The organism is Paraburkholderia sp. UYCP14C, assembly GCF_004197395.1.
In the GTDB taxonomy this organism is placed as follows: Bacteria; Pseudomonadota; Gammaproteobacteria; order Burkholderiales; family Burkholderiaceae; genus Paraburkholderia.
Genome location: NZ_SELS01000036.1, coordinates 60,589 through 84,294 on the forward strand (window position 1 = coordinate 60,589; position 23,706 = coordinate 84,294).

The 23,706-nt window shown below is 62.5% G+C and carries 26 protein-coding genes; 9 read left to right on the forward strand and 17 right to left on the reverse strand.

Annotated elements, in window-relative coordinates:
- Positions 1-64: 64 nt before the first annotated feature.
- The 4 genes from EVC45_RS45780 to EVC45_RS47985 all read right to left on the reverse strand — a co-directional run bounded on the left by EVC45_RS45780 (position 65) and on the right by EVC45_RS47985 (position 2,800).
- Positions 65-427, reverse strand: coding sequence for a hypothetical protein (locus tag EVC45_RS45780; RefSeq protein WP_168991549.1), 363 nt, complete (start codon positions 425-427; stop codon positions 65-67).
- Positions 428-454: 27 nt separating this feature from the next.
- Positions 455-613 carry a hypothetical protein gene (locus EVC45_RS45785; RefSeq protein ID WP_168991550.1) on the reverse strand — a complete coding sequence of 53 codons (159 nt, stop codon included), beginning with the start codon at positions 611-613 and terminating at the stop codon, positions 455-457.
- Between the two features lie 989 nt (positions 614-1,602).
- Complete coding sequence (locus EVC45_RS47980) at positions 1,603-2,202, reverse strand: transposase (RefSeq protein ID WP_373683074.1); 600 nt, start codon at positions 2,200-2,202, stop codon at positions 1,603-1,605.
- Entirely contained in the window at positions 2,156-2,800 is a 645-nt protein-coding gene (locus EVC45_RS47985; RefSeq protein ID WP_373683075.1) for a transposase, read from the reverse strand. The genes EVC45_RS47980 and EVC45_RS47985 overlap by 47 nt, the downstream gene beginning before the upstream one ends.
- Positions 2,801-3,211: 411 nt before the next feature.
- On the opposite strand from EVC45_RS47985, the gene EVC45_RS46235 reads away from it, so the two are divergent.
- Positions 3,212-3,466: a hypothetical protein gene (locus EVC45_RS46235; RefSeq protein WP_211193488.1), complete on the forward strand. Its 255-nt coding sequence runs from the start codon at positions 3,212-3,214 to the stop codon at positions 3,464-3,466.
- Positions 3,467-3,640: 174 nt separating this feature from the next.
- On the opposite strand, the gene EVC45_RS27820 is transcribed toward EVC45_RS46235, so the two are convergent.
- The 6 genes from EVC45_RS27820 to pdhA all read right to left on the reverse strand — a co-directional run bounded on the left by EVC45_RS27820 (position 3,641) and on the right by pdhA (position 8,279).
- The gene (locus EVC45_RS27820; protein WP_129961404.1) at positions 3,641-3,925 is read right to left on the reverse strand and encodes a type II toxin-antitoxin system RelE/ParE family toxin; all 285 of its coding nucleotides are present in this window, start codon (positions 3,923-3,925) and stop codon (positions 3,641-3,643) included.
- Entirely contained in the window at positions 3,922-4,104 is a 183-nt protein-coding gene (locus EVC45_RS27825) for a type II toxin-antitoxin system ParD family antitoxin (protein ID WP_129961405.1), read from the reverse strand. Before EVC45_RS27825 ends, EVC45_RS27820 begins: the two co-directional genes overlap by 4 nt.
- 98 nt (positions 4,105-4,202) lie before the next feature.
- On the reverse strand, positions 4,203-4,823 hold the full coding sequence (locus EVC45_RS27830; RefSeq protein WP_129961406.1) for a glycine zipper 2TM domain-containing protein: 621 nt from the start codon (positions 4,821-4,823) through the stop codon (positions 4,203-4,205).
- 244 nt (positions 4,824-5,067) lie between these two features.
- Positions 5,068-6,186, reverse strand: a complete 1,119-nt coding sequence (locus EVC45_RS27835; RefSeq protein ID WP_129961407.1) for a dihydrolipoamide acetyltransferase family protein — start codon at positions 6,184-6,186, stop codon at positions 5,068-5,070.
- Positions 6,187-6,190: 4 nt separating this feature from the next.
- Positions 6,191-7,171, reverse strand: coding sequence for an alpha-ketoacid dehydrogenase subunit beta (locus tag EVC45_RS27840; protein WP_129961408.1), 981 nt, complete (start codon positions 7,169-7,171; stop codon positions 6,191-6,193).
- Positions 7,164-8,279: a pyruvate dehydrogenase (acetyl-transferring) E1 component subunit alpha gene (gene pdhA / locus EVC45_RS27845; protein ID WP_129961409.1), complete on the reverse strand. Its 1,116-nt coding sequence runs from the start codon at positions 8,277-8,279 to the stop codon at positions 7,164-7,166. Before pdhA ends, EVC45_RS27840 begins: the two co-directional genes overlap by 8 nt.
- Positions 8,280-8,664: 385 nt before the next feature.
- Between pdhA and EVC45_RS27850 the strand changes: the two genes are divergently transcribed.
- A complete protein-coding gene (locus EVC45_RS27850) occupies positions 8,665-9,798 on the forward strand; it encodes a substrate-binding domain-containing protein (protein WP_129961410.1) in 1,134 nt (377 codons plus the stop codon).
- Entirely contained in the window at positions 9,795-12,626 is a 2,832-nt protein-coding gene (locus EVC45_RS27855; RefSeq protein ID WP_129961411.1) for an ATP-binding protein, read from the forward strand. Before EVC45_RS27850 ends, EVC45_RS27855 begins: the two co-directional genes overlap by 4 nt.
- 114 nt (positions 12,627-12,740) lie before the next feature.
- Here EVC45_RS27855 and EVC45_RS27860 read toward each other — a convergent pair whose 3' ends face one another.
- From EVC45_RS27860 to EVC45_RS27875, 4 genes are all read right to left on the reverse strand, one after another.
- The gene (locus EVC45_RS27860) at positions 12,741-13,373 is read right to left on the reverse strand and encodes a response regulator transcription factor (protein WP_129961412.1); all 633 of its coding nucleotides are present in this window, start codon (positions 13,371-13,373) and stop codon (positions 12,741-12,743) included.
- On the reverse strand, positions 13,370-14,995 hold the full coding sequence (locus tag EVC45_RS27865; protein WP_129961413.1) for a response regulator: 1,626 nt from the start codon (positions 14,993-14,995) through the stop codon (positions 13,370-13,372). Before EVC45_RS27865 ends, EVC45_RS27860 begins: the two co-directional genes overlap by 4 nt.
- Positions 14,992-15,189 carry a hypothetical protein gene (locus tag EVC45_RS27870; protein ID WP_129961414.1) on the reverse strand — a complete coding sequence of 66 codons (198 nt, stop codon included), beginning with the start codon at positions 15,187-15,189 and terminating at the stop codon, positions 14,992-14,994. Before EVC45_RS27870 ends, EVC45_RS27865 begins: the two co-directional genes overlap by 4 nt.
- Positions 15,190-15,364: 175 nt before the next feature.
- The gene (locus EVC45_RS27875; RefSeq protein ID WP_129961415.1) at positions 15,365-15,682 is read right to left on the reverse strand and encodes a hypothetical protein; all 318 of its coding nucleotides are present in this window, start codon (positions 15,680-15,682) and stop codon (positions 15,365-15,367) included.
- Between the two features lie 312 nt (positions 15,683-15,994).
- Between EVC45_RS27875 and EVC45_RS46955 the strand changes: the two genes are divergently transcribed.
- Genes EVC45_RS46955 through EVC45_RS27890 form a run of 3 tightly spaced genes read left to right on the forward strand, consistent with a single transcriptional unit; the run spans position 15,995 to position 16,818 of the window.
- Positions 15,995-16,240 carry a hypothetical protein gene (locus EVC45_RS46955; RefSeq protein WP_129961416.1) on the forward strand — a complete coding sequence of 82 codons (246 nt, stop codon included), beginning with the start codon at positions 15,995-15,997 and terminating at the stop codon, positions 16,238-16,240.
- 25 nt (positions 16,241-16,265) lie between these two features.
- A complete protein-coding gene (locus tag EVC45_RS27885; protein WP_129961417.1) occupies positions 16,266-16,475 on the forward strand; it encodes a hypothetical protein in 210 nt (69 codons plus the stop codon).
- Between the two features lie 58 nt (positions 16,476-16,533).
- On the forward strand, positions 16,534-16,818 hold the full coding sequence (locus EVC45_RS27890) for a hypothetical protein (protein WP_248295282.1): 285 nt from the start codon (positions 16,534-16,536) through the stop codon (positions 16,816-16,818).
- 191 nt (positions 16,819-17,009) lie between these two features.
- Here EVC45_RS27890 and EVC45_RS27895 read toward each other — a convergent pair whose 3' ends face one another.
- From EVC45_RS27895 to EVC45_RS27905, 3 genes are all read right to left on the reverse strand, one after another.
- A complete protein-coding gene (locus EVC45_RS27895) occupies positions 17,010-17,705 on the reverse strand; it encodes a glycine zipper 2TM domain-containing protein (protein ID WP_129961418.1) in 696 nt (231 codons plus the stop codon).
- Positions 17,706-17,939: 234 nt separating this feature from the next.
- Positions 17,940-19,313 (reverse strand): M14 family metallopeptidase, encoded by a 1,374-nt coding sequence (locus EVC45_RS27900; RefSeq protein ID WP_129961419.1) that lies wholly within the window; start codon positions 19,311-19,313, stop codon positions 17,940-17,942.
- 360 nt (positions 19,314-19,673) lie between these two features.
- Entirely contained in the window at positions 19,674-20,582 is a 909-nt protein-coding gene (locus EVC45_RS27905; protein ID WP_129961420.1) for a LysR family transcriptional regulator, read from the reverse strand.
- Between the two features lie 108 nt (positions 20,583-20,690).
- Here EVC45_RS27905 and EVC45_RS27910 point away from each other — a divergent pair, with 108 nt between their 5' ends.
- The 3 genes from EVC45_RS27910 to EVC45_RS27920 form a co-directional block, all read left to right on the forward strand.
- Positions 20,691-21,923, forward strand: a complete 1,233-nt coding sequence (locus tag EVC45_RS27910; protein ID WP_129961421.1) for a CaiB/BaiF CoA-transferase family protein — start codon at positions 20,691-20,693, stop codon at positions 21,921-21,923.
- Positions 21,916-23,055 (forward strand): acyl-CoA dehydrogenase family protein, encoded by a 1,140-nt coding sequence (locus tag EVC45_RS27915; protein WP_129961422.1) that lies wholly within the window; start codon positions 21,916-21,918, stop codon positions 23,053-23,055. The genes EVC45_RS27910 and EVC45_RS27915 overlap by 8 nt, the downstream gene beginning before the upstream one ends.
- A 28-nt stretch (positions 23,056-23,083) precedes the next feature.
- Positions 23,084-23,706 (forward strand): electron transfer flavoprotein subunit beta/FixA family protein (locus EVC45_RS27920; protein WP_129961423.1); only part of this gene is annotated, 623 nt, incomplete at its 3' end.

The following is a 23,706-nucleotide window of genomic DNA, read 5'->3' on the forward strand; positions in this document are numbered from 1 at the left end:
CAGGCAAAGAAAAACCCGCCTGGCTCGAAAGAGAACTGGCGGGTTTAAGCTATTCATTTTGGATTCACATATCAGGCGATGGTAACGGAGTTGACGTCTGCTCAGGCTCCTCCAGCGACCAGTCAGCCTCCACGTCCACGGCATCCAACACCTTGGCCAGGTGACCAATCGCCAATTCGAGACGCTTCATCGTGGCCTCGTGAGACAGGCAATCTTCCCCCTTCGACGTTTCGATCATCAGAAACTTGAAGAGCGTGTCGCCACACTGATCCAGCTCACCCCGAAAAGCCTCGAGGGTCGGATATCCCGGCACGTACGCAAACTCACCATCGGCATACTTTCTGGCAATCGTCACCTGCGACGGTGTCAGTTCAAGCTTTGACGCGGGCACGGCCTGAGCGGCTTGTTCAGCCTTGCGTGCCGCCATAGAGGAGCGCGTGGCGCGTCACTCGCTTCATCGAGCGCTTCCTGAATCAGGCCATCGTCGTCCCGGAACATACCCCTTCATCTGCTCAACCGTTTCGAGCGAATCGACCGCGCCAATCAGCTCCCCGGCCACTTCCTTCCAGTTCACCGCAGGGACGGCAACATTCTCGACAGATTTCGTGTTCATAGTGCCTTCCTCGTCGTTTATTTGGCCTTGGCGTGGACGAATTTCCACGCTGACGTACAGGCACCTGGCGACCTACCCGGAGGCTACATCTAACCCAGTTTACGGAGTTTGCCCGGAAGAAGTGAAGCGCAATCGAGGCATTAAGATAGTCCAGGTTATCGCACCACGCCTTGCCCCAGAAGGTCTTCGCAATGGCCCCGCGATATGGCGCGATGGGCGACAGCGTCTTGCCAGCCTTGATCGCTCTCGCGACCAGCTGTTCCGCTTTTTTCCAACGCTCGGCCACCGGGACGTAAGGTTTCCATCCCCCGTAGTCAGCCATCTGCGTTCGACCGAGGGCCAGCAGGTTCAACCCGGTGGACACACCCATCTCTTAAGCCCCTTGACGTAGCCACGCCGATCGCGCGTGGCCGTCCCCGCGGCGCACGCTGACTCGAAGGATTCAGCCCCAGGCTTCTATGAGCAGGAAGTTGTCAAGGCCTTTCACGCGAACTGACTCACGAATCACATTGGCCAGGTCCCATCGGGCGGCTCCGTAAAGAAGCGCCGTAGCGGGGGGTCAAGGGCCAGGGCGAAGCCCTGAGCGCAGCGACCCTTGACCCCCCGCTACGGCGCAATAGGCTGGCCGAGGCTGGCGAGCGCAGGTTATTGCGTTCGCCAGCCCTACAGGCGTATTTCGGCCCCGCGTGTTCCGGCGGAGTTTGATCAGTCGTCAACCATTGCTGCGATCCATTCGACGTCCGTCTGGTCTGAAGCCAAATCCGGCGCGTGAGACTTGACGTCACACAGACTTCTATCCGCTGGTACGTGGGCCAGCCTCATCCGGTATGCGCGTTGCGCCGACATCATCATCAGCGGGAACATGCCCCATCTCAAAAAATCGGTTGCATGAGCAACCCGCCTGGGGCACGGGCATGTTCGCTTCAGGGCCGATGCACCTCCCATGACTCGTCCAACGGATTTCCCCTGATCCAGGGCGCGAGGGGAGCTTAAGCGGACTTCAACTGTGCTCCCGCAGGGATGACGCCGTCCTTCAGGTAGCGCCACAGCGCGATCGCCAGGCGTCGCGCCACCGCCACGATTGCGATGCGCCGCGCGCGGCGGTTCGGGCCGGTGCCCTGCGTGCGCTGGTTGAACCACTGCGTCAGTGCGCTGCCGGGCTGGTGGCGCAGCCAGCACCACGCCATCTCGACCAGCAGGGCACGCACCCGCCGGTTACCCTGCCGGCTGATGCCCTGGTCAGTCTGGCTCTCGCCGCTGTCCCAGGGCTGCGGCACCAGCCCGACGCACGCGCCCACCTGGCGCCGGTTGCTGAACTCCCGCCAGAACAACTCGAGCGCGAGGCGTGACGCGCCCACTTCGCCAATTCCCTTCAGGCGCGCCAGGTCATCGCTTCGCTTGCGCGCGGGCGCCGGCACGTTCGCCTGTCGCGTCTTCTCGAGGGCGGCGAGCTGCTGCTGCGCCAGCGCCAGCCGTTCGCACTCGCGCAGCAGGCGCTCACGCAGCTCGGGCGGCAGCGGCGTGCCGTCATGACACCGCACCTCATCGCGGGCGAGCCGGCTGGCGAAGGCATGGTGACCGACCTTCATCGCGGGCGAGCCGGCTGGCGAAGGCATGGTGACCGACCTCATCCCAGCAGCCGAGCGTGACCAGCAGTTTGCGCATCCGGTCGCGATGCTGCTGGACTTCCTTCTGCAGTTCGCCGCGATCGCGCATCAGCTGGCGCGACGCCTCGTCCTGCGGCGACGGCACGTGCACCACATGCATGCGGTCGCGCTCGCCGCGCAGCCACGCACGCAGGTTGGTGACCAGTTTGATGACATCGAGCCGGTCGGTCTTCGCGCGCCGCTGGTGGCGTTCGACCGGAATGCTCGCCGGATCGACGACGTAGCACTCGATGCCGCGCGCCTGCAGCGCGCGACAGATCCAGAACGCGTCCTGGCCGGCTTCGTAGCTCACGACGGTCCGCACGCCCGCCGGCAGCGACCACTTCTCCTTGTGCGCCTCGATCAGGTCCAGCACCGCCTGCAGGCGGGCGGCGGCCTGCGGCTGCGCGACCGTGTGCACGGCGGGCTTCTCGTGCCCGCCGTCGTGCAGCGCGACCTTCCAGCTTGCTGCGGCCAGCTCGAGTGATACTGCCAGCACCAGTTCCTCACTACCCGTCGTGAACGTCTGATCCGTGCGCATGATGCTCTCCTCGTAGCAGGTTCGACCGACTGATTTTATGACTCAGTTCGACCGCAGAAGGCCCTGATTCATAGGCTCAAGCGCCGCGTCATGTTTTACCGGCGAGCGTCGCTCGAACAATGGTTACTGCTCGACGCGAATCCGAACGTGGTCACCTTCTGCGAGCGTCCGGGCTATGTGCTGATTAACGTGCACTACGTCGATCGCGGTGGGCTGGTTGTACTGAGCGAATCGTTTTTTGGGATCCGATGCAGACAGGTCACGCCCCGTGCCGCTGGCACTGCTGGGGTCCGCTTTGTCGTATCGGCTGAGCTCGTTGCGGCGCGTGCGTAGACGGACAACTGGCAACGCATCCTTCCCTACCTTATTGCAAACCGGGGCCTTGTGCCGGCATCGTTGCCATCGGCGATCATGCAATTTGTGAAGGATCCGCAGCGGATGCTCGATATCGGGCGCGGGTTCCTGACCAGTGACCCGGTGATCGTTCGGGCTGCCCTGTTCGGCCTGCGCCTTATCGGTCGCGTCAGCGCGCGGGCACTTCATACGCAACAGCTGTCGCCGCTCACCTCTTTCCCATCTTCGGATGGCGGCATCATGAGCCGCCGCAAACCGGAGTTACAGGCGATTGGCGTCAAGGGCACTCCGCGGAGCTTCACACGATTTTGAGCGGGCAAAGCCGCAGACGTGGTTACGCGGACTGACGGTTCGTTGCAACTTCGACGCAGCGACGCGAAGTGTCAAATTTATTTGCGAAGTTGATACACATCTAATCCGTTCTACGCCTCTGGAACCGCCGGATCTCCCCCTTGGGTGGCCAATACGAGATCAGTGCTCGTTCAGCTAATACGACGGGTCCATTCGTAGGTGGAGGATGCGGATTACGTCTATCAGGTGCTCGTCTTCCTTGAAAAAAAGCACATGCGTTCCGACAAGCACTTTACGGTAACCCGATCGTACATGTTGCGCAGACTGACTCGGCTGCGTACTGTCAGTTAGCCCGATAACCGTGTCCTGGATCATCCGGATATATCGTTCCGCCTGCCGCTGTCCCCAGTCTTCTACCGAGTAGCCCCAGATATTGTCGAGACCATCCTCTGCCGCGGGCGAGAATACTAAGGCCTTCACGTCGCGGACTTCCGTTTCCGTGCAAGAAACGCGTCAAAGTCGAACGGTCTTGATTGTCCGGAACGCTCACCCTTCTCCAGTTCAACGCGCAGGACGTCGAGTTTCGCCTCCTGTTCCTCCAGCAAACGCAGGCCCGCGCGAACAACGTCACTCGCAGTGCTGTATCGACCCGCACGCACGCGATCTTCAACGAATTCGGCGCATAGAGCGCCGGCTTTGGCGTGGTCGCTCGCCTGGCTCCTCCACGGCTCATGTCGCCAGGCGACAGTCCCCGCAATCAGTAGCGGGAAAGCTGGCTGCCGTTGACCTGCACGCGCTCGCCCGGGCGCAGGTCGCCGGGCGTCGGCACGTCGAACGCGCGCGTTGAGCCGTCGCTCAGCTGCACGTCGATCTGGTAGCCGGCGGGCTGACCCATCTGCTGGCCGATCTGGTTGCCCGCATAGGCTCCACCGAGCGCGCCGATGACGGTCGCTGCGTCGCGACCGTGCCCGCCCCCGATCTGATTACCGAGAACGCCGCCAACCAGCGCGCCGACGACGGTTCCCGCGATACCCGAAGTACCCGTGGCGCTACTCAAGGGCCGGACGCTTGAGATCGTGCCGTACTGCGTGCCATATTGGTTGCCGTATTGCGGGTTGTACTGCGACCCGTACTGGCCGCCGTTTTGCGTGTCATACGACTGTTGCGGCGCAGGCTGCGGCGCGTAGGCGGGTTGCTGCACGGTGCCCGGTTGCGCGTAGACGGGCTGGCTATACGCGGGCGCTGCATACTGGCCCTGATAGCCTTGCTGCGAGCCGTACGGCGCGTAGCCGGGGGCAACGCATGCCGACAACGAAAAACTTGCTGCAACGACAAGCGCAGCGGTCAAAGCGGACTTGGTAGAGAGCATGGGCATCAAGGTATGGTTTGCGTTGCCGCCGCGCCGGGCACGGCGAGCATAAAGAGGAAGGCGGGTTGCGCGGCAGTATAAGGAAAGCTCGCCCAAACGTCCGCTGCGCGACGGTAACAACGTGTAAAGTCCGTTGCCAGGTAAATGTCGACGAGCGCCGGCATATCCGGATCGCGACGACATTGCGAAAACTCTGGCGGTTGTTGCGCGCGTCTCGCTGCCGGCAACCATGCATTGATAGAACTAACCGCGCTCACGCGTTCTGCAAATCCGCAATCGTGGCTGCGAGGAAGCGCGCTGCCTCGCCCCCTGTCACTACACGGTGATCGAACGTCAGACTGAGCGGCAAGATCCGGTGCACGGCAGGCGCACCGCCTACCGCGACCACCTGTTCATGGATGCGCCCCGCGCCGAGGATCGCGACGGTCGGCGGCACGACGATGGGCGCTGCGTACTTTCCCGAAATCATCCCGAAGTTCGACAGCGTAATCGTGCTGCCGCGCATTTCCTCCGGCGGAATCTTGCGCGCGCGGATGTCGGCGCGCATCCGGTCGAGACCTCCGCGCAGATCCGCCGCATCGCGATGCGCGACGTCGCGCAGCACCGGCACGAAAAGCCCATCGGGTAGATCGACGGCAATGCCGAGATCAATCTTCTCCAGTACGTGGCGTCGCCCCGTATGGCCGTCGAACCATGCGTTCAATGCCGGCTCGACGCGGCAGCCCGCGACCAGCGCGCGGATCAGACGGATCGTCACGTCGGTGTCCGGCGGCCATGCGTGAATGTCGGCATCGTCGATCACGGTCGCGGCGGCCACTTCGCTTTGCGCGCGCGCCATGTTGTGCGCCATCGCACGCCGCACGCCGCGCAGCACTTCGGGCGGACCGACTTCGCCGAGTATCTTCGCGACTCGCTGCACGTCAGCTGGCGTGATGACACCTTCCGGGCCGGAAGGCGTCACCATCGAGAGATCGACATCCAGTTTGCGCGCAAGCGCCCGCGCCGCCGGAATCGCCTTGATCACACTGGCGCCCGCGCCGACGCCGCCGCCCGTGCCCAGCGACGCAGGTGCTTCCTGCACGACATGCTGGCCAACTTCCATATGGCCGACGACGGTGCCCGCGTCTGCATCATCGCCCTCGCCTTCGAACGCGACCAGCGGCGCGCCCAGATGCACGATATCGCCCGCGCGTCCGAACAGCTTCGTGATGCGGCCGGATTGGGGCGACGGAATATCGACGATCGCCTTCGCCGTTTCGACCGACAGCAACGGTTGATCCGCCCGCACTTCATCGCCATCGTTCACATGCCATTCGACGATCTCCGCTTCCTGCAAGCCTTCGCCCAGGTCGGGCAGTTTGAAGATTTTCATGGTCTTATGACGCCTCCAGAGCTTGCCTCACCGCGGCCACGATGCGCGAGATACCTGGCATGTATTGATTCTCGAGCCGGTACAGGGGCACCACGACGTCGTAGCCGGTCACGCGCTGCACAGGCGCGAGCAGCGAATACAGTCCGCGCTCGGCGATGTTGGCGGCGATCTCCGCGCCGATGCCGCCCGTGCGCGACCCCTCGTGCACGATCACGCAGCGTCCCGTCTTCGCCACCGACGCCAGGATCGTGTTCATGTCGATCGGCTTGAGCGTCGCGACATCGATCACTTCGGCCATCACGCCCTCCTGCGCGAGCAGATCGGCGGCCCCCTGCGCGTCCTGCACGGCCCCGCCCCAGCACACCAGCGTCACATCCGAGCCGGCGCGCAGCGTGAAGCAGGTGTCGAGCGGCAGCGCTTCGCCGTCGTCTTCCACAGTCTGCCGGAACAGCCGATAGAGGCGCGTCGGCTCGAAGAAGATCACCGGGTCGGGATCGCGAATCGCGGCCAGCAACAACCCGTACGCGCGCGCCGGCGACGAAGGCGTGACAACGCGCAAGCCGGGTATGTGCGCGAACAGGGCTTCGGGGTTTTCGGAGTGATGCTCGGGTGCATGGATGCCTGCGCCGCACGGCGCGCGGATCACGAGCGGACAGGTGAGGCGCCCGCGCGTCCGATGCCGCAGACGCGACGCATGATTGAGCACGTGATCGATCGTCGGATACAGAAACCCGCTGAACTGGATCTCGGCGACGGGCTTCAGTCCCATCGCCGCCATGCCGATTGCCGTGCCCGCGATCGCCGTCTCGGCGAGCGGCGTATCGAGCACGCGTTGCGCGCCGAAGCGTGCCTGCAGGCCGACCGTCGCGCGAAACACGCCGCCATTCACGCCGATGTCCTCGCCGAGCAGCACGACGGCGGGATCGTGTTCGAGTTCGTACGCGAGCGCCAGGTTGAGCGCGTCGATCATGTTCAGATCAGCCATGGCCGTTGCCCCCGTTGCGACCATTCCCGCCATTGCCCGCTATCGGCGCGAATCGCCTCGCGCTCTCCAGTTGTTCGCGCATGGCATGCGGCAGGGTCTCGTACAAGTGGTCGAACATCGCGGACGTATCGGGCGGCGGCACGGCGAGATAAGCCTCGACGGCTGCTTCGACCTGCGCGTGACACGCGCGGCCGAGTTGCTCGTCCTGCGCCTTATCCCAGACGTTCATCCGCATCAGATACTTGCGCAAACGCAGCAGCGGCTCGTAGTCCCATTGCTTCTGAATCTCATCGGAGTCGCGATAGCGCGTTGCATCGTCGGCCGTGGTGTGATCGCCGAGTCGATAGCTGAGCGCTTCGATCAGCGTCGGGCCGTCGCCTCGCCGCGCTTTCGCGAGCGCCGCATGCATCACCTGATGCACGGCGATGACATCGTTGCCGTCGACCTGCAAACCGTCGATGCCCGCCGCGATTGCCTTCTGCGCAAGCGTCTGCGCCGCGCTCTGCGTGCTGCGCGGCACCGAGATCGCCCACTGGTTGTTGTTGACGACGAGCACCAGCGGCGCCTGCCAGACGCCCGCCATGTTCATCGCTTCGTAGAAGTCGCCCTTCGACGTGCTGCCATCGCCGCAAATCGTCACGGCGACGCGCGGCTCGCCGCGAAGCTTGAACGCGTAGGCCGCACCGGCGGCATGGCAGACCTGCGTACCGATCGGCACGCAATTCGGAAAGTCGAGTCGCGGCACGCTGAAGTCGCTGCCGCGTTCGTCGCCGCCCCAATACAGCAGGCTTTCCGTCATCGTGACGCCGCGCAGCAATTGCGCCGCATGATCGCGGTACGAAGGGAACAGCACGTCGCCGGCCTGCATCGCGCTCGCGACGCCCACGCCGATCGCCTCCTGCCCCACCGACGATGCAAACGTGCCGAGCTTGCCGGTGCGCTGCAGCGCAACTGCTTTGGTATCGAATGCGCGAGTCAGCACCATCGCGCGATAGAGGGAAATCAGCGCCTCAGGTTCCCGCGCAAAGGACGGCAATGGCTGCACGGGCTCGCCTTCGGGACCGAGATATCGCGTATGCCCGATGTGAAAACTGGCAGTCGTGGTCATGACCGCCTCCCTGTTCTTCAGATGTCGAATGCGTGCAGGAAATCACGCGCACAACCCGTGCCGGTAGGCGCGGACGTGGCCGCCGCCTCGAACGGCGGTTCGGGCGGCCTGATGTTTTGACAGGGAAAGCGGGTATAAGGTGCGAAAATTCTGCTCTGTACTGCCCGCCGATGCAGGCGGAGAAACCCAGCTCGACAACATTCTTCAGGCATTTTCGCTGGCGAAGCTGGATCAGGGGCTGATGGGTGATGTATGTCCTTGATGGCCCATTGATGGACCGTCGAGTGGTCCACTGGAAACGCGTTGTAATATCCTGCTCGAGAGATCCTCCGCGAGCAGCATTGGGAGACACCCATCGACCGCGACGGACCCCATGGGGAACAGCATGAGGGGCTTCCTTCTGGCATTGGCATGCACGTGTGTGCTGTCGCACGCCGCGGCGCAGCAAAGATTGCCTGCCCGTGGGCCCGAAGCCACGGTCCCCGCGACCGACTTCCTGGCCTTGGCAAAGCGGGTGGTCGATGCCGCTTCGCGACCCGCCGCACCCTGGAACGGGCCGCGCAACGGGCCGCGCGCGCAATCCGGCAAACACATCGCCGTTGTCGCCGAGGACTTGCGCAACGGCGGCATCGTCGGTGTGGTCGATGGTGTGCTGGAAGCGGCCAAGGTGATAGGCTGGCGCGTGAAGATCTTCGATTCCGGCGGTGCAGATGACCTGCGTCTGAAGATGCTCGCGAATGCGCTGGCGAGCCACCCCGACGGTCTGATCCTCGCCGGGGGCGATGCACACGCTCTGCTCCCCGCACTGCGGCCGTTTGCCGAGAGCAACATCCCGATCGTCGGCTGGCACGTGGCGGCGCGGGCCGGACCTGTACCAGGCACGCCCGTCGCGATCAACGTGTCGACGGATCCGCTCGAGGTCGCGCGGGTAACCGCGCTAGCGGCCATTGTGCAGTCCGCCGGACATGCGGGGGTCGTGATCTTCACCGATACCGGTTTCCGGATCGCACAGGACAAGGCGGACGCAATGGCTGCAGTCGTTCGCGCGTGCAGTGGCTGTACCCTGCTTGAAGTGCGCGACGTGGCGATCTCGCGCAGCGAGGAGCGGGTGCCGGGGACGACACGCGCCCTGCTCGCCCGGTACGGCGCGCGCTGGACCTGTACGTTGGCGATCAACGACATCTACTTTGACTACGCCGCCCCCGTGTTGACCCAGGCGGGAATGCCAAACGATGCAATGATCATGCTGTCCGCAGGCGACGGCAGCGAGTCGGCCTTCCTGCGCATCCGCACGGGAACGTTCCAGACAGGCACCGTGGCCGAGCCCCTGAACCTGCACGGCTGGCAGCTGGTTGACGAACTGAACCGGCTTTTCGCTGGAGAGGGCGTCACGGGCTACGTCAGCCCGGTTCATCTCGTCACGGCGGAGAACATCGCCGCGGACGGCGGCGATCGCCTGCTCTACGATCCTGACAACGGCTATCGCGACATTTATCGTCGAATCTGGCAACGACAGTGAAACTGCCTTTCCCACAATCGCTCACCGCCCAGTTTGCGCTCGTTGCTTCGTGCCTGGCCGCGCTGGTGGTCGTGGTCGGTGCCACGTCGATCTACTCGTTGGCCGCTTCGACCCACGCGATCCGTCAACTGGCCGAAGCACGGCTCGCGCGCCTCGGTGACGCCCAGGATCTGGTGCAGCACACGCTGACGATCGAACGCCTCGCGTTGCAGTTGCCTCGCGACGATACGGTCGAGGCCGTGCGCGAGACGCACCGGCATGTGCTCGAACAGTTGGCATCCTTCGATCGCGTGGTTGACCGCCTGGCCACCGCGATCGCAAGTGACGACCCTGGTGTCGACCCGCTGACGCTTTATCGATCGAGCCAACGCTTTCGCAACATCGTCAACATCGAGGCACAAGTGCGCGAGACCGCGCTCGGCCCCCGGGGTGCGGCGGCGTCCGGGAAACCGCCTGGCCTGTCGCTGGCGAGCCTCGACGAGGACCTGCGCGGCGCGGCCGACGCGCTCGCCGTCGCGGCGCACCGGCAATCGGACGATTTGACGCGCGACTACCGCGAAGCGGTCCAGGATCTGGCCGCTCGCGCGGATCGCACACGTAACTGGGTCGCAGGCGGAGTCGCGGTAAGCCTGCTGCTCACCTGGCTGATCGCTCACGGATTCCTGGGCCGCCATGTCGTGGCGCGCCTGCGCCGCGTCAGCCACTTTCTGCGGCACGGCGATGCCGGGACCACGCGAGCCGCCGTGCCCGTGCATGGCGGCGACGAGATTGCCGATATGGCGCGTGCGGTCGAGCAGTTCATCGAAGACCGGCGCCAGCGCCGCCAGGCCGAGGACGCACTCAAGGAGCTCAATGCTGGACTCGAGGCACGCGTCGCCCAGCGTACAGCGGAACTCAGTACGGCGCTTGCGGGACAGGCGGCAGAAATCGCCGAACGTCAGCACGCCGAGGCTGCCGTCCGGGAAAGCGAGAACTTTCTCGACAGCATCATCGAAAACATCCCGGACATGGTCTTCGTCAAGGAGGCCGCGACGTTGCATTTCGTGCGTTTCAACAAGGCGGCGGAGCAACTTCTCGGTTATCGGCGCGAGGAACTCCTCGGCCGCGCAGTCCACGACCTGTTTCCCCCAGAGGAGGCCGAATCCTTCGTGCTGAAGGATCGGGCCGTGCTGGAGTCGCGACAGATGATCGACATCCCGGAGGAGCCGGTACATACACGTCATGGACCGCGCGTCGTACATACGATGAAGATTCCGATCGTCGATGTGCGCGGCGTACCGCAGTTCCTGCTCGGCATCTCACGTGACATTACGGAGCACAAGCGTGCCGAAGCGGAATTGCAGCGCTATCGCGAGCACCTCGAGGACATGATTCGCGAGCGGACAGCGGAACTGGCCGTCGCCAAGGAACATGCCGATGCGGCCAACCAGGCAAAGAGCGACTTTCTCGCACACATGAGCCACGAACTGCGCACGCCGCTGAACGGAATCCTTGGATACGCACAGATTCTCAAGCGTGACGCGATCCTCGATCAACGCGAACTGGACGGACTCACGGTAATCCAGCGCAGTGGCGAGCACCTGCTTACGATCATCGACGACATCCTGGATATGGCCAAGATCGAAGCCGGAAAAATGGAACTCAACCTTTCTGGCGTTCGGCTCGAACAGTTCGTCCAGTTTATCGCCGAGACGATACGGGTAAAGGCAACGGAAAAAGGCCTGGTCTTCGCTTGCGAGATGCCGTCCAATCTACCTGCGGCTGTGCGCGTGGACGAAATGCGGTTGCGCCAGTCGCTGCTCAACCTGCTTTCCAATGCGATCAGATTCACCGAGCAGGGGAGCGTGCGTCTGAGCGTCGCTTTCGTGCCGCCCGCGCGACTGTGTTTCGAAGTCCGGGATACGGGCATCGGCATAGATGAAGCGCGGCTGGAGGCGATCTTCAGGCCTTTCGAGCAGGTCAGCGACGACCGTCACCGCTTTGGCGGCACGGGGCTCGGGCTCGCCATCAGCCGGCAACTCGTGCGTCTGATGGGCGGCGAGATCCATGTCGAGAGTCGCCGGGATGTCGGCAGCACCTTCTCGATTGAGCTGGACGTCGAGGTGGTGGCGCCTCCCGCGGCTGTCGCCGCACCCGAACGGATCGTGAGCGGCTACGAGGGGCCGCGCAAGACTATCCTGGTCGTGGATGACGTGGCGGAGAACCGTGCCGTGATGGTCGACATGCTGGCTCCGCTCGGATTCGACATGGCGGAGGCCGGTAGTGGATCTGAAGCTCTGGAGAAAATCGGATCCCTACATCCAGCGCTCGTCCTGATGGATGTCGTGATGCCCGGCATGGACGGACTCGAGGCCACGCGTTGTCTGCGCCGGATGCCTGAGTTCCAGGATCTGCCCATCGTCGCGGTCTCCGCACGCGCCTCGGGAACCGATGCTGCGCAGAGTCTCGCGGCCGGCGCAAATGCATTTCTTGCCAAACCGATCGACTTCGGCCGGCTACTGTCCCATGTTTCCGCTCTACTCGATGTCGAGTGGCTCGACGAAGCTACCGAGGAACATGTGACTGAAGCGGGCCAAACGGCGGTATCCGCTGCCGCTCGTCTTGCTGGCCCCTTGATGGCGCCGCCGCCGGAGGAGATCGAAGCGCTACACTACCTCGCGCGACTGGGCGATATGCGTGCCATCGTGCAACACGCCGAACATCTGACCGAGCTTGACGAGCGCTATCGACCTTTCGCGGACCACCTCTGTCGGTTGGCGAAGGCTTATCGGTCCAAGTCGATCCTCAGGTTTGTCGAGCAATATCTGGAAAGGAGGCTAAGCCGGTGATTTGCACCGCAGAACCTGAACCACTTCGTCCTCCGTTCAAAACATGCCTGCCACCGCGCTGGCCACCGCTCGCGCACTTACGCCATCCCGGCAATCGCCGGCACGAACATCCCTCTACTCGGCGATCATTCCGTGCCGGATCGCATACCGGATCACCTCGGCGTTGTTGGAAAGCCCGAGTTTCTGCATCAGCCGCATCTTGTGTGTACTGATCGTTTTCGCGCTGAGCGCAAATGCGTCGGCGATGTCATTGATGCTCCTGCCTGCCGCGAGCATCTGCAGCACCTGGAATTCGCGGTCCGACAATACTTCATGCGGCGGCACGTCGCCGCGCTGTGTTTCGAACACCATTGCATCGACGAGCTTCGGATCGATGAAACGGCCGCCGTCCGCGAGCTTGCGGATCGCCGCGAGCAGCACCTCCGGGTCACTGTCCTTGGTCAGATATCCCGTTGCTCCGGCGCGCAGCGCACGCGAGGCGACCTGAGCCTCGTCGTGAATGCTCAGCACGAGCACCGGCAACGAAGGATGTTCCGCCCGTACTCTACGGATCAGCGCGACCCCGCTGATGCCGGGCATCGTCATGTCGAGCAATAGAAGATCGACTGCGCACGCGCGCAGCTGGTCGATCACTTCCGCTCCTTGTGCCGCTTCGGCAGCAACTACGATATCACCCGTGGTAGCGACGATCTGCCTGAGTCCGCCACGGACGATCGCATGATCGTCCGCAATGAGTATCCTGATCATGTTCGAGGTCTGCCATCGAGCGGAATATGAATCGAAACCACCGTGCCCTGCCCCGGTGAGCTGTCGATTGAAAGCGATCCGCCAATCAGCCGTGCGCGCTCGTTCATGCCAAGCAGACCGTAGGAATAGTCGCGCCTCACCACCTGCTGGTCGAAGCCGCGGCCGTCATCACACACCTGCAGCAAGAGCTTCGCCGGCGTCGAAATAAGCGTCACCTCGACACGTGTGGCGTCTGCATGACGCGCGACGTTTGTCAGCGAAGCCTGCGCGATGCGGAACAGGGCCGTCGCATGGGCGTCGGACAACGCGGGTTCGCCGCCTTCGATGCGCAGTTCACACGCAATGGCGTGGCGGCGGTTGAACTCGTCGACAAGCCATTCGAGCGCGGACACAATTCCGAAGTTAAGCGCGGCGGGCCGCAGGTGGCTCGCGACATTGCGTACCATTGAGATCGTGCCTTCGACCAGTTGGCGCATCTCGTCGGCTTTTTTTGTCGCCTCCGTGTCGTGCGTGATGCGCATTTTGAGCAGAGACACGTCCATCTTGAGCGCAGTCAGCAATTGCCCCAGTTCGTCGTGAATTTCCATCGCAATGCGCTTTCTCTCCTCCTCGCGGATCGCCTCCATGTAAGCGGACAGTTCGCGCTGCTGCTCGCGCGATTCGACGAGTTCCTGTTCCATCTGCTTGCGCCCCGTGATGTCGTTCAGGCCGACATAGATCGCGGGAGAATCGTCGTAAGTCGCGACGCGCGCCGTCGCCATCGCCCAGAACCGTGTACCGTCCGGGCGCCGGAACTGCACCTCCCTGTTGCGCAAGCTGCCCTGCGTCCGCAGATGCTCGACCAGACGTTCGCGCTCGTCCGGCTCGGCGTAGAAATCGGCGATATTGGCGAACAAGCGTTCGTCCATGCCGAAGAGTTCGCGCAGCGGCTGGTTCGTGTACAGGATGTGCCCATCCGGCATCGACGTGATGCACAGCGGCACCGGGCTCGTTTCGACAATTGCACGAAAGCGAGCCTCGCTTGCCTGCAGGCGCGCGTCCGCGCGCAGCCGCTCGTCGATCTGCGCCTGCAGATTCGCGTTGGCGCGCGCCAGTTCTTCGGTGCGCCACGCAACACGCCGCTCGAGATCGTCGCGCGCTTGCGATAGCGCAGCCTCCGTTTGCTTGCGCACCGCGACTTCTTCGAGCAGTTGCCGGTTCTGTGCGAGCACCTGCTTGTGCATCACACGCAGTTCGAGGTGCACGCCAACGCGCGCGACCATCTCGTCGACGAGCAACGGCTTGACCACATAATCGACACCGCCCGCCAGAAAACCTTCGACGCGGTCCTCGTTGCCCGTCAGCGATGTCATGAACAAGACGGGAATATCGCGGGTGCGCTCATCGAGCTTGAGGCGCCGACAGGTTTCGAAGCCGTCGATGCCTGGCATCTTCACGTCGAGCAGGATCACATCGGGCTGCGAGAAGGCCGCGCGCTCCAATGCTTCGATACCGTCGAGAGCCACCAGCACGCGGATGCCGCGCGCTTCGAGACTGTCGAGCACCACGCCAAGATTCCCCGGCGTATCGTCGACGATCAGAATGGTGCCGGTACACGCGACCGATGCGGCGAGATGGCTCACGATGCGGCGTTCCCCTCGAAATACCGCTCAACGAGTTGCAGGATGGCTTTCCACTGACCGGCGGGCGCGGGCTGATGCAGTCCGGTCATTGTGTCGACAGCCATAGTGGCTTGAAATCCCGGAACTCTATGCGGTGCGACGCCGGTCTTGCACGGCACGCCGCTCCAGCATGCGTCGAAATCGTCGAGCGCCATATATCCCCGCGAGTGCCGCCGTCGTCGGTCTCCTATTCTGCACTCGATGCCAGAGCCCGGTCTACCGCGCCCCCCCCCGGTTCTGAAACATCCGACGAAACCGCCCTGCCGCTGCCTCACGGTCGACGCACGCTGCCCGCCCGCTTTTCTACGCTTTTACCTGCGTTGCTGTTCGCTATTCCGCCACCGCGCCCACCACCGCCAGCAGGCGGACCGTGCGCGGCTCGGTCAGCTCGTCGATCAGGTCGGCCACTTCGCACAGCGCGCGAAAGTCCCCCTCGTCGATCTGGTCCGCGTGATTGCGCCGCAATTCTCGCAATGTTTCGCCCAGACGCCTGAGCGCGTTGGGCGTGCTGTCGATCAGCGGCCAGCAGTGCATCAAATATGCAAGCGATCTTATGCAGCGCGCCTCGCACCAGGTGTCGAACAGCCGCATGCATATCGAGTCGACCTGCTCGACGACGTTCTCCCGCTCCGACAGATAGCCCATCATGATCCATCAATTCGACATCGCATTTCGATAGGTCATCATCGTCGAGCGGCACGTGTGTCGCACTCAGCGCAAGCTGGAAAACCAGGGTGAGACATCCTGATTCGCGTGTCAGGAAATCCTTACTGCCACTCATACGGAAGAGCCCCGCGCCGACGGGCAATGACCTTTAACTGACGTTGGGCATGCCGATTCTGATTCAGGAAGTCCTGACCGCTCAAATCAGCACTTCCTGAGATGACATTCCGCCACCGCCGATTGGATGCACGCTCCGATCGCAATAGCATCGAATCATCGTAGATCGAGGGGAAAACCATGGCGGGCAACAGATCGCTGCGTTCTCAGGTCGAAAAACTCGTTGGCCCGATGCGCGACCGCGGGGCGCGCGTGCGTCTGCTGGACCGCTCCCGTGTGGGTGGAACATGCTGTGTGCGCATTCAGATCGATCGGCCGACCGGGACCTCTTCACTCTTCCTGTTTCGCCATGCCGACCGCACGTGGCACGTGTTTCCACCGGGCCACCTCCGCCCGGAAATGGGAATAAGCCGCAGGGCAGCCTGATCGGCCGCAAGCAAGGGAAATGCATATGCACGACGATGCTTCGGTTTCACTGTCGCAGGACCTGATCGAACTGCACGCGTGGCTCAGCGACTGGTACGACTATGTATCCGCCGTGGGCTACATCCATCCGCCCTTCACACTTGATGAAGCGACTGCTGACCGGCTCGAAGGCTACTTCAAGGCGGGCCTGACGCCAGCCGAGGGTGCATTCCTGTTCTTCGGCATCGTGCATTGAGAGGCGAGCGCTTCCGGTGCTGTAGAGGCTGTCGCTCCAAAAGCGGAGAAGTCAATCCATGAAACCTCAAATTGTCGGGCGTTATCGCGGATTCGTTATCGAAGCGCACATGGAGCCGCGGGCGGCCCGTTCGCCCAATGGAATCGCGCCGACCTATCGCGTCACCTGGCTGCTGCGTAGAAGGACGCGAGATCAAGACGTCACCGAAGACTTCGCCGATCCCATCACATACGAATCGGAGAGCGTTGCTCTCACGTGCGTCGACCGCAAGGCTCGCGCTCTTATCGATGCCAGGCTGGCGGATCATGCAGATTACGCGTCAGGCAGCGTTCTTAAATCGTGACTGTGGAGAAATTCGACGCATCCTCCACGCCACGGAAACACCTGCTATCCACAAAATGAAGGTGCGCTTCATGCTCTTCTCCCACCCTCTTCGCGGGTATCGGTTGTTGCTGCTATTGAACGAGTCGATTACGTGAAGTGCCAGTTCGGTACCCGCTCATAGGGTGGTGTGCCCTCCGCTTTGCTGCGTGCTTACGAAGGATTCAACGAATCGCCATAGACATGTACACGTTCACCAACCTGAACGGAAGGCTGCGCGTTGTAGTTGAAGTTTCGATAACTGCCGTCCTGCATTCTGACTTGTACCTGGTAGGCGGTATCTTTGCGTACTGCATGTTCGATGCTATTGCCGGCAACGCCGCCGCCGACTGCACCCGCTATCGTTGCCAGAACACGGCCGCGCCCTTGCCCCACCTGATTGCCCAGCAGCCCGCCTGCGACCGCGCCGCCTACTGCGCCGAGCCCGGTGGTCGGCTCAGGCGTCTGGACCGCGTTGACGGCGACCACCTCACCTGCATTGGGGTCTGCGGCAATGGACCGAGGTGACGATTGGGGCGCATCACGGTAAGTGTCGTCGTGCGAGTATCTGGGCGCTGGCGATGACACGCTGCGATGGTGGTGATGAATATCGGGTTCGCTCAGCGTGTTAGTCCGCGTGCCTTGTTGCACCGCATGCGGCTGGGCGGCGTCGAGCGTTGTGCTGGCTGGCTGTACAGCGACCGAGGCAGTTTGCGCCGCCGGCGGCGTTACCGCCCGGGATGTCGGAAGCAGACCGGTCATGGCGGCAATGCCGGTGCCACTCGCGAGAATCACAGCAACGGCGGCTCCGGCGACCAACGGATGAATGCGGCTGCGCTGGGACGAATCAGAAGACAAGTTTGTGTTCATTGCGGGCTCCGTGGTGGGTGTCTGCAAGAACGCCAAAGCCATCAAGCCGGTGGACCCGGCTATTGTGAGATTCGTAAGCAGTTGTAGCTCGCCCGCCAGAAAATACACGAAAAGGACGAACACCCCCGACACCTGCTGGGTATCACAAAGGCGCGTATCGGGAGGCCGCGCAATAGCGGCTCAAAGGCACGCGCCACCGCGTCGCGCTGGTCGACGCGCTCTGAACCGGCACGCTCACTTCGCCGCAATACAAAACGCCAGCAGCCCGCAAGTGACCTCATCGATGATCTGCTTCATCTCCGTATACACGGGATGAAACGGCGTCGAATTGTGCTTGCTCCCCCACTCGATCGTATAAGAGAACACTTTCGCCTTCTTGGCATCGATGATGTGGCGGCTGTACGCGTAGTCGTCGGAGGTGCCGGCCGTCGGATAGAGGCTCATCGACTGCTCGGTCTTGTACACGCGTCCGCGCGACGCCTTGATCGCGTCGCGCATTTCGTTGGCAAGTCCGACCGCGATTTTCCTGTCCTCCGCTTCGATGTACTCGCGATACGCCTGGTCGTTCGCGATACCGCGTTTGCCATCGTACGCGGGGTTCTGGAAGTTCATGTCGGGATGGCTGCTCTGGTCCTCGTCATCACCCCAGTTGTACAGGATGTCTTCCGAAAAGCTGTGCAGATCGACGAAATACTGGATGTGCGGATACGTATCGAACATCCACACAGCGTTCTTCGTCTCCGGCTCCGACTCGGCCGACGGTCCAATATAAACCTGGTAGTCGCAAGGATCGGTGGAATTCTGAATGGGACACTCCGGATCGAAGTATTGCGGGAAATTCCACAAGAAATTGTAGTTGCGGTTGATATCCACGCCGCAACACTGCGGCTCCGTATGCCCCGCAGGCGCGGGCCGCCGGTTCTTGCGCCACATCGACTCCGCAGTCATGCTGTAATGCCGTCCATCAGGATTGGCTTGTGGAAACACAAAAAGGTCTTTAGTTTCTATAACGTTCTTGATATCCGCCGCGTCGAATGTGCGGGTGCCGATCGTGATCGGCGTGTTGGTTCGATACGCATTCGAAAGCAGTTGCACAAAATGAATCAGGATATCTGGACTTCCCCATTCGCGTGCATGCACGCCGCCCAGAAAATAGATGCCGGGACGCTTCGCGCCGCCGCCTTTTGCGATCTTCAGCGCGTGACAGATGCGCTTCTCCCAGGTCGGATGAGGCAGCTCGATCAGTTGCGTGAAGCTGTCGTTGGGCGCGGCGCTCTCAGCGGCGAGCGCGGCTTCCACCTGGTCGACATCGAGATACGCCGTGGCCGCCGCCACCGACAATGCGTCGGCCGTGTGCGGCACCGCCGTCCGTGCGCGCGCCTCCGACTGCCGCACCTTGCCTTGTGCGTCCGCGTCCTCCAACTGCTGGACCTTATACCCCGCCGCCGTAAGCGCCGCGGTCTGCTCACCGGTTATGTGCACGTCGACACTGTAGCCGTCGGCAACCTTTTCGATCGTGTGGCGCGCGACCGTGACCTTGTACTTCGTCACGAGATGTGCCAATGCAGCGAAATCTTTTCCTGTGACACGAGCGTGATATAGGGACATTTCGATCTCCTTTGACACATGGCCGGTCGTTCATATCCAGAACGGGGAGCGAGTCGAATATTTCAATTGCGATACGGCGCACCGCACGGAAACGTTAAGCGTAAGCGTTTCGTACCGTGCATCGTTTGATGCCCGACGCACCATAGATCAGTTTGCGCGAGCCATTTCCGCACACAAAGGCAAAGTTGCGTCTATCGATGCTGCATCGCAAGAATTCCGGCCTCGCGCGGCCAGATAAGGCCGGAACGCCAACACCCGTTGAGTTGATGACCTCACGGATGAGGGATTGCGCGAATCGGCCCAACGAAAGCACCGGTCAATATACGGAGTGAAATTCGAGCTTCGGATAAAAGACCACTGTCACTTACCCACGCGCTGACGCATCGCGTCAGCCACCGCGCCACGCACGCATTCGGTGAGCAACTCCGACGCGCGCGTGCGCGACGCGTCGCCCGGCCGTGCAATCACAAGCGGCTGTATCACGCTTACTTCACGAATCGGTCGCTCGACGACGAGCGGCGTCTGCGCCGCCGTCGAACTTTGCGTGATCAGCATCGATACGCCCAGACCGTTTGCCACCATCGCTCGCACGAGTTCGATCGATGCGGCCCGGTACCGCACGTCGGGCGAGATGCCGTGCTGCCAGAACGGCGCCATCAGAAAGTCCCGGCTTTGCGGCAGGTCGATCTGGATAAAAGGCTGCGAGGCAAGCTCGTGCAGCGAGACCGCGCGCCGCCTGGCAAGCGGCGAGTCGCCCGGTAAGAGCGCGTAGGGCTTGAGTTCGGCGAGGCATTCGCGATCGATATCACGGGGCAGACCGACGTCGTACATAAGCGCGAGGTCGATCTGACGCTTGTGCAGCCATTCTTCGAGTTGCGCCAGATCGCCTTCACGAAACTGCACGGTGAGACCCGGATAGCGCGTCTGCGCGAGTTTGAGCACCCTTGGCAGGTAGATGGGCGCGATAGTACGAAAAACGCCGAGTTGCACAAGGCCACGATCGGCTTCCCCGACGTCGTCGGTGGCGAATGCCGATGCAGACGCGAGCAAGTGACGCGCCTCTGCCAGCTTCCTTTCGCCGAATTGTGTAAGGGTCATGCGCGTGCCCGCGCCACGCGTGAAGAGTGGCGCGTCGAAGAGCGTTTCCAGTTCGCGAATCGCCACGGAGATGGAAGGCTGCGACACATTCAGATGCTTCGCCGCGGTCGTCGTACTACCCATCTCGGCTGCGGTGACGAAGTAGCGCAGCAATCTGAGCGACAAGGCCATTAAATTTTCGTATAACAGTTAATTTATTCCAGTATTTTATCTTATTGGCTGCACGGCTCAGAATCGGTTCACCAGCTAAATGGGCTGGCTGTTCTGGAGGAAGACGCTGTGACACTGCCCGCGCTGCCGCTCGACGGCATTCGTGTGATCGACTTTTCCCGCGTGCTGGCGGGGCCGCTTTGCTCCGCATTGCTCGGCGACCTGGGCGCCGAAGTCATCAAGATCGAGCCGCCCACAGGGGACGACTACCGCGCAATTGGTCCGTTCTCTGGAGGCGAAAGCGGTCTCTTCAATGCGATGAACCGCAACAAGCAGAGTATCGTGATCGACCTCAAGCGCGACGAAGGGCGTGCGCTCGCCCAGGCACTCTGCGCGCAGGCCGATGTCGTCGTGGAGAACTTCCGGCCAGGCGTGGCCGAGCGTCTTGGCATCGGTTACGCCGAGCTATCCGCGCAACATCCCGCACTCGTCTACGCGAGCGTGTCGGGTTTCGGCCAGACCGGTCCCGAGTCGCATCGTCCGGCGTACGACATCATTCTGCAGGCCATGTGCGGACTGATGGATGCGACCGGCTCGCCCGACGGTGCGCCGACTTTGGTGGGCGATTCGATCTCGGATGTGGTCAGCGGCATTTTTGCGTCATGGGGTGTGCTGGCCGCCTTGCTGGCGCGCGAGCGCACTGGCAAAGGGACGCTGGTGGACGTATCGATGTTCGACGCGACACTCAGCCTCACTGCGGGTCTCGTCGCCCGTTATGCGACAAATGGCGTCGCTCCGCGGCGCGTGGGCAACCGGCATGCGTCGTCGGCGCCATTCGGGGCCTATCGTGCGAAAGACGGCTATTTCGTGGTGGCGGTGCTGAACAACCGTTTGTTCGAGCGCTTCGCGCAGACGATCGGCCAGCGTGAACTGATCGACGACCTCCGCTTTACCGACGATGCGACGCGCAGCGATAACGAAACCGCGTTGCGCGTTTGCATCGAGTCCTGGTCCGGCACCCGCAGCATCGCGGAAGTCAACGCGTGCTTGAGCGCGGCGGGAATTCCGGTCGCACCGATTCAGAACATCAGCGAAGCGCTGGAATGCGAGCAGGCGCGTGAGCGCGGCCTGCTGGTCGAAACGAAGGGCGCAGACGGCGCGACGGTGCGCCTGCCAAGGCAGCCGGTCCACTTCTCCGCGTGGCCCGCCACGCGAACCACGCGTGCGCCCGGGCTGGGTGAACACACGCAGGCAGTGCTCGAAAAATATCTCGGTCTGGATGGCGCTCGCATCGCCGAATTGCGCACGAGTGGCGTGCTGGGTAGGGGCAAAGACATGATTCAGGAGACGAACAATGCTTAAACGTATGGGTGTGACCGACGCGGACTACGAGATTGCGGAAGCCATCCGGCGCTATGCGCAAGCGGAACTCGCGCCGCACGCTGCACAAGTCGACCGCGACGAAATCTCCACGACCCGCTATGTGCCGGCGCTTGCCGAACTGGGCGTGCTTGGCATGAATCTGCCGGAGCGTTGGGGCGGTATCGGCGCATCGCCTGCCGCCATCATTCTTGCACTCGCGGAGATCGCAGCTGCGTGCGCGTCGACATCATCGATGATCGGCGCCCACTATCTCGCGACCGATTCGGTCCTGATCGGTGGAGACGATGCACTGCGCGCGCGCTATCTGCCCGATGCGGCGAATGGCACGAAGCTCGGCGCATTCGCGCTGACCGAGCCGCAAGCCGGCTCGAACCCGGCAGGAATGAAGACGGTCGCAATTCGCGAGGGCGATGGCTATCGTCTGCGCGGCGTTAAACATTTCATTTCCAACGCGGCGGCGGCCCAATTCATCGTGGTCTATGCGAAGACCGCGCCCGAACTCGGCACACGCGGAATCAGCGCTTTCGTCGTGGACCGCGATACACCCGGCGTGTCTGTATCGGCGCCGGAGAAGCTGATGGGTATTCGCGGCGCGCCGGCGCATGAGATCGCGCTCGATTGCTACGTCCCGGCCGTCAACCGTCTGGGTGAAGAAGGCACGGGCTTTCGCACGGCCATGAAAGTACTCGACAACAGTCGCCTCGACGTGGCGGCGACCAGCCTCGGTCTTGCCGAAGCCGCGCTAGCCGATGCCGTCGAATGGGCCAGGACGCGGCATGTCGGCAACGAGCCGCTCGCGGCAAAGCAAGGGCTGCAATGGAAATTCGCAGACATGAAAACGCAACTCGAAGCTGCATGGCTTCTGACGCTGCAAGCGGCCGCGCGGCGCGCGGCAGGAGAACCGTTCACGGACGCGGCTTCGATCGCGAAGCTCTACGCATCGGAGATGGTCGGATTCGTTACCGATGCCGCGTTGCAGATGCATGGCGGCTACGGCTTCACGCGTGAGATGCGGATCGAGCGTCTCGTACGTGACGCGCGAATTCTCCGCATCTACGAAGGGTCGTCAGAGATTCAGCGCACCGTGATTGCGCGATCGGTTCTGATGTAACGACAGTCAATGACAGGAGAGAAAGAGCGTGAAATTTCTGGTGGCGGTGAAGCGTGTCGTTGATGCCAATATCAAGGTGAGCGTGAAGTCGGATGGGACGGGCGTCGACATCGCGAACGTGAAAATGTCGATGAACCCGTTCGACGAGATCGCGGTTGAAGAGGCCGTGCGTCTGCGGGAAGCGGGTGTCGCCACCGAAGTGATCGCGGTGTCGGCCGGTGTGACGCAATCGCAAGAAACGTTGCGCACCGCGCTCGCGATCGGTGCGGACCGCGCGATCCTGATCGAATCGAACGAAGACCTGCAGCCGCTGGCAGTCGCGAAGCTGCTCAAGGCGCTGGTCGACAAGGAACAGCCGCAACTGGTGATTCTCGGCAAGCAGGCCATCGACGACGATTCGAACCAGACCGGCCAGATGCTCGCCGCGCTGGCGAATCTGCCGCAGGCGACGTTCGCGTCGAAAGTTGTCGTGGCGGACGGCAAAGCGACGGTGTCGCGTGAAGTCGATGGCGGCGCGGAAACGCTGTCGCTGACGCTGCCCGCTGTGGTCACGACCGATCTGCGCCTCAATGAGCCGCGCTACGTGACGCTGCCGAACATCATGAAGGCGAAGAAAAAGCCGTTGGAAACGATCAAACCCGAAGATCTCGG

What these genes read in the sequence shown, in the direction of transcription:
- EVC45_RS45780 (WP_168991549.1), bottom strand. Translation starts at nt 427, where the DNA reads ATGGCGGCACGCAAGGCTGAACAAGCCGCTCAGGCCGTGCCCGCGTCA.
- EVC45_RS45785 (WP_168991550.1), bottom strand. Translation starts at nt 613, where the DNA reads ATGAACACGAAATCTGTCGAGAATGTTGCCGTCCCTGCGGTGAACTGG.
- EVC45_RS47980 (WP_373683074.1), bottom strand. Translation starts at nt 2,202, where the DNA reads ATGAAGGTCGGTCACCATGCCTTCGCCAGCCGGCTCGCCCGCGATGAG.
- EVC45_RS47985 (WP_373683075.1), bottom strand. Translation starts at nt 2,800, where the DNA reads ATGCGCACGGATCAGACGTTCACGACGGGTAGTGAGGAACTGGTGCTG.
- EVC45_RS46235 (WP_211193488.1), top strand. Translation starts at nt 3,212, where the DNA reads ATGCAATTTGTGAAGGATCCGCAGCGGATGCTCGATATCGGGCGCGGG.
- EVC45_RS27835 (WP_129961407.1), bottom strand. Translation starts at nt 6,186, where the DNA reads ATGAAAATCTTCAAACTGCCCGACCTGGGCGAAGGCTTGCAGGAAGCG.
- EVC45_RS27840 (WP_129961408.1), bottom strand. Translation starts at nt 7,171, where the DNA reads ATGGCTGATCTGAACATGATCGACGCGCTCAACCTGGCGCTCGCGTAC.
- pdhA (WP_129961409.1), bottom strand. Translation starts at nt 8,279, where the DNA reads ATGACCACGACTGCCAGTTTTCACATCGGGCATACGCGATATCTCGGT.
- EVC45_RS27850 (WP_129961410.1), top strand. Translation starts at nt 8,665, where the DNA reads ATGAGGGGCTTCCTTCTGGCATTGGCATGCACGTGTGTGCTGTCGCAC.
- EVC45_RS27860 (WP_129961412.1), bottom strand. Translation starts at nt 13,373, where the DNA reads ATGATCAGGATACTCATTGCGGACGATCATGCGATCGTCCGTGGCGGA.
- EVC45_RS27870 (WP_129961414.1), bottom strand. Translation starts at nt 15,189, where the DNA reads ATGGCGCTCGACGATTTCGACGCATGCTGGAGCGGCGTGCCGTGCAAG.
- EVC45_RS27875 (WP_129961415.1), bottom strand. Translation starts at nt 15,682, where the DNA reads ATGATGGGCTATCTGTCGGAGCGGGAGAACGTCGTCGAGCAGGTCGAC.
- EVC45_RS46955 (WP_129961416.1), top strand. Translation starts at nt 15,995, where the DNA reads ATGGCGGGCAACAGATCGCTGCGTTCTCAGGTCGAAAAACTCGTTGGC.
- EVC45_RS27885 (WP_129961417.1), top strand. Translation starts at nt 16,266, where the DNA reads ATGCACGACGATGCTTCGGTTTCACTGTCGCAGGACCTGATCGAACTG.
- EVC45_RS27890 (WP_248295282.1), top strand. Translation starts at nt 16,534, where the DNA reads ATGAAACCTCAAATTGTCGGGCGTTATCGCGGATTCGTTATCGAAGCG.
- EVC45_RS27895 (WP_129961418.1), bottom strand. Translation starts at nt 17,705, where the DNA reads ATGAACACAAACTTGTCTTCTGATTCGTCCCAGCGCAGCCGCATTCAT.
- EVC45_RS27900 (WP_129961419.1), bottom strand. Translation starts at nt 19,313, where the DNA reads ATGTCCCTATATCACGCTCGTGTCACAGGAAAAGATTTCGCTGCATTG.
- EVC45_RS27905 (WP_129961420.1), bottom strand. Translation starts at nt 20,582, where the DNA reads ATGGCCTTGTCGCTCAGATTGCTGCGCTACTTCGTCACCGCAGCCGAG.
- EVC45_RS27915 (WP_129961422.1), top strand. Translation starts at nt 21,916, where the DNA reads ATGCTTAAACGTATGGGTGTGACCGACGCGGACTACGAGATTGCGGAA.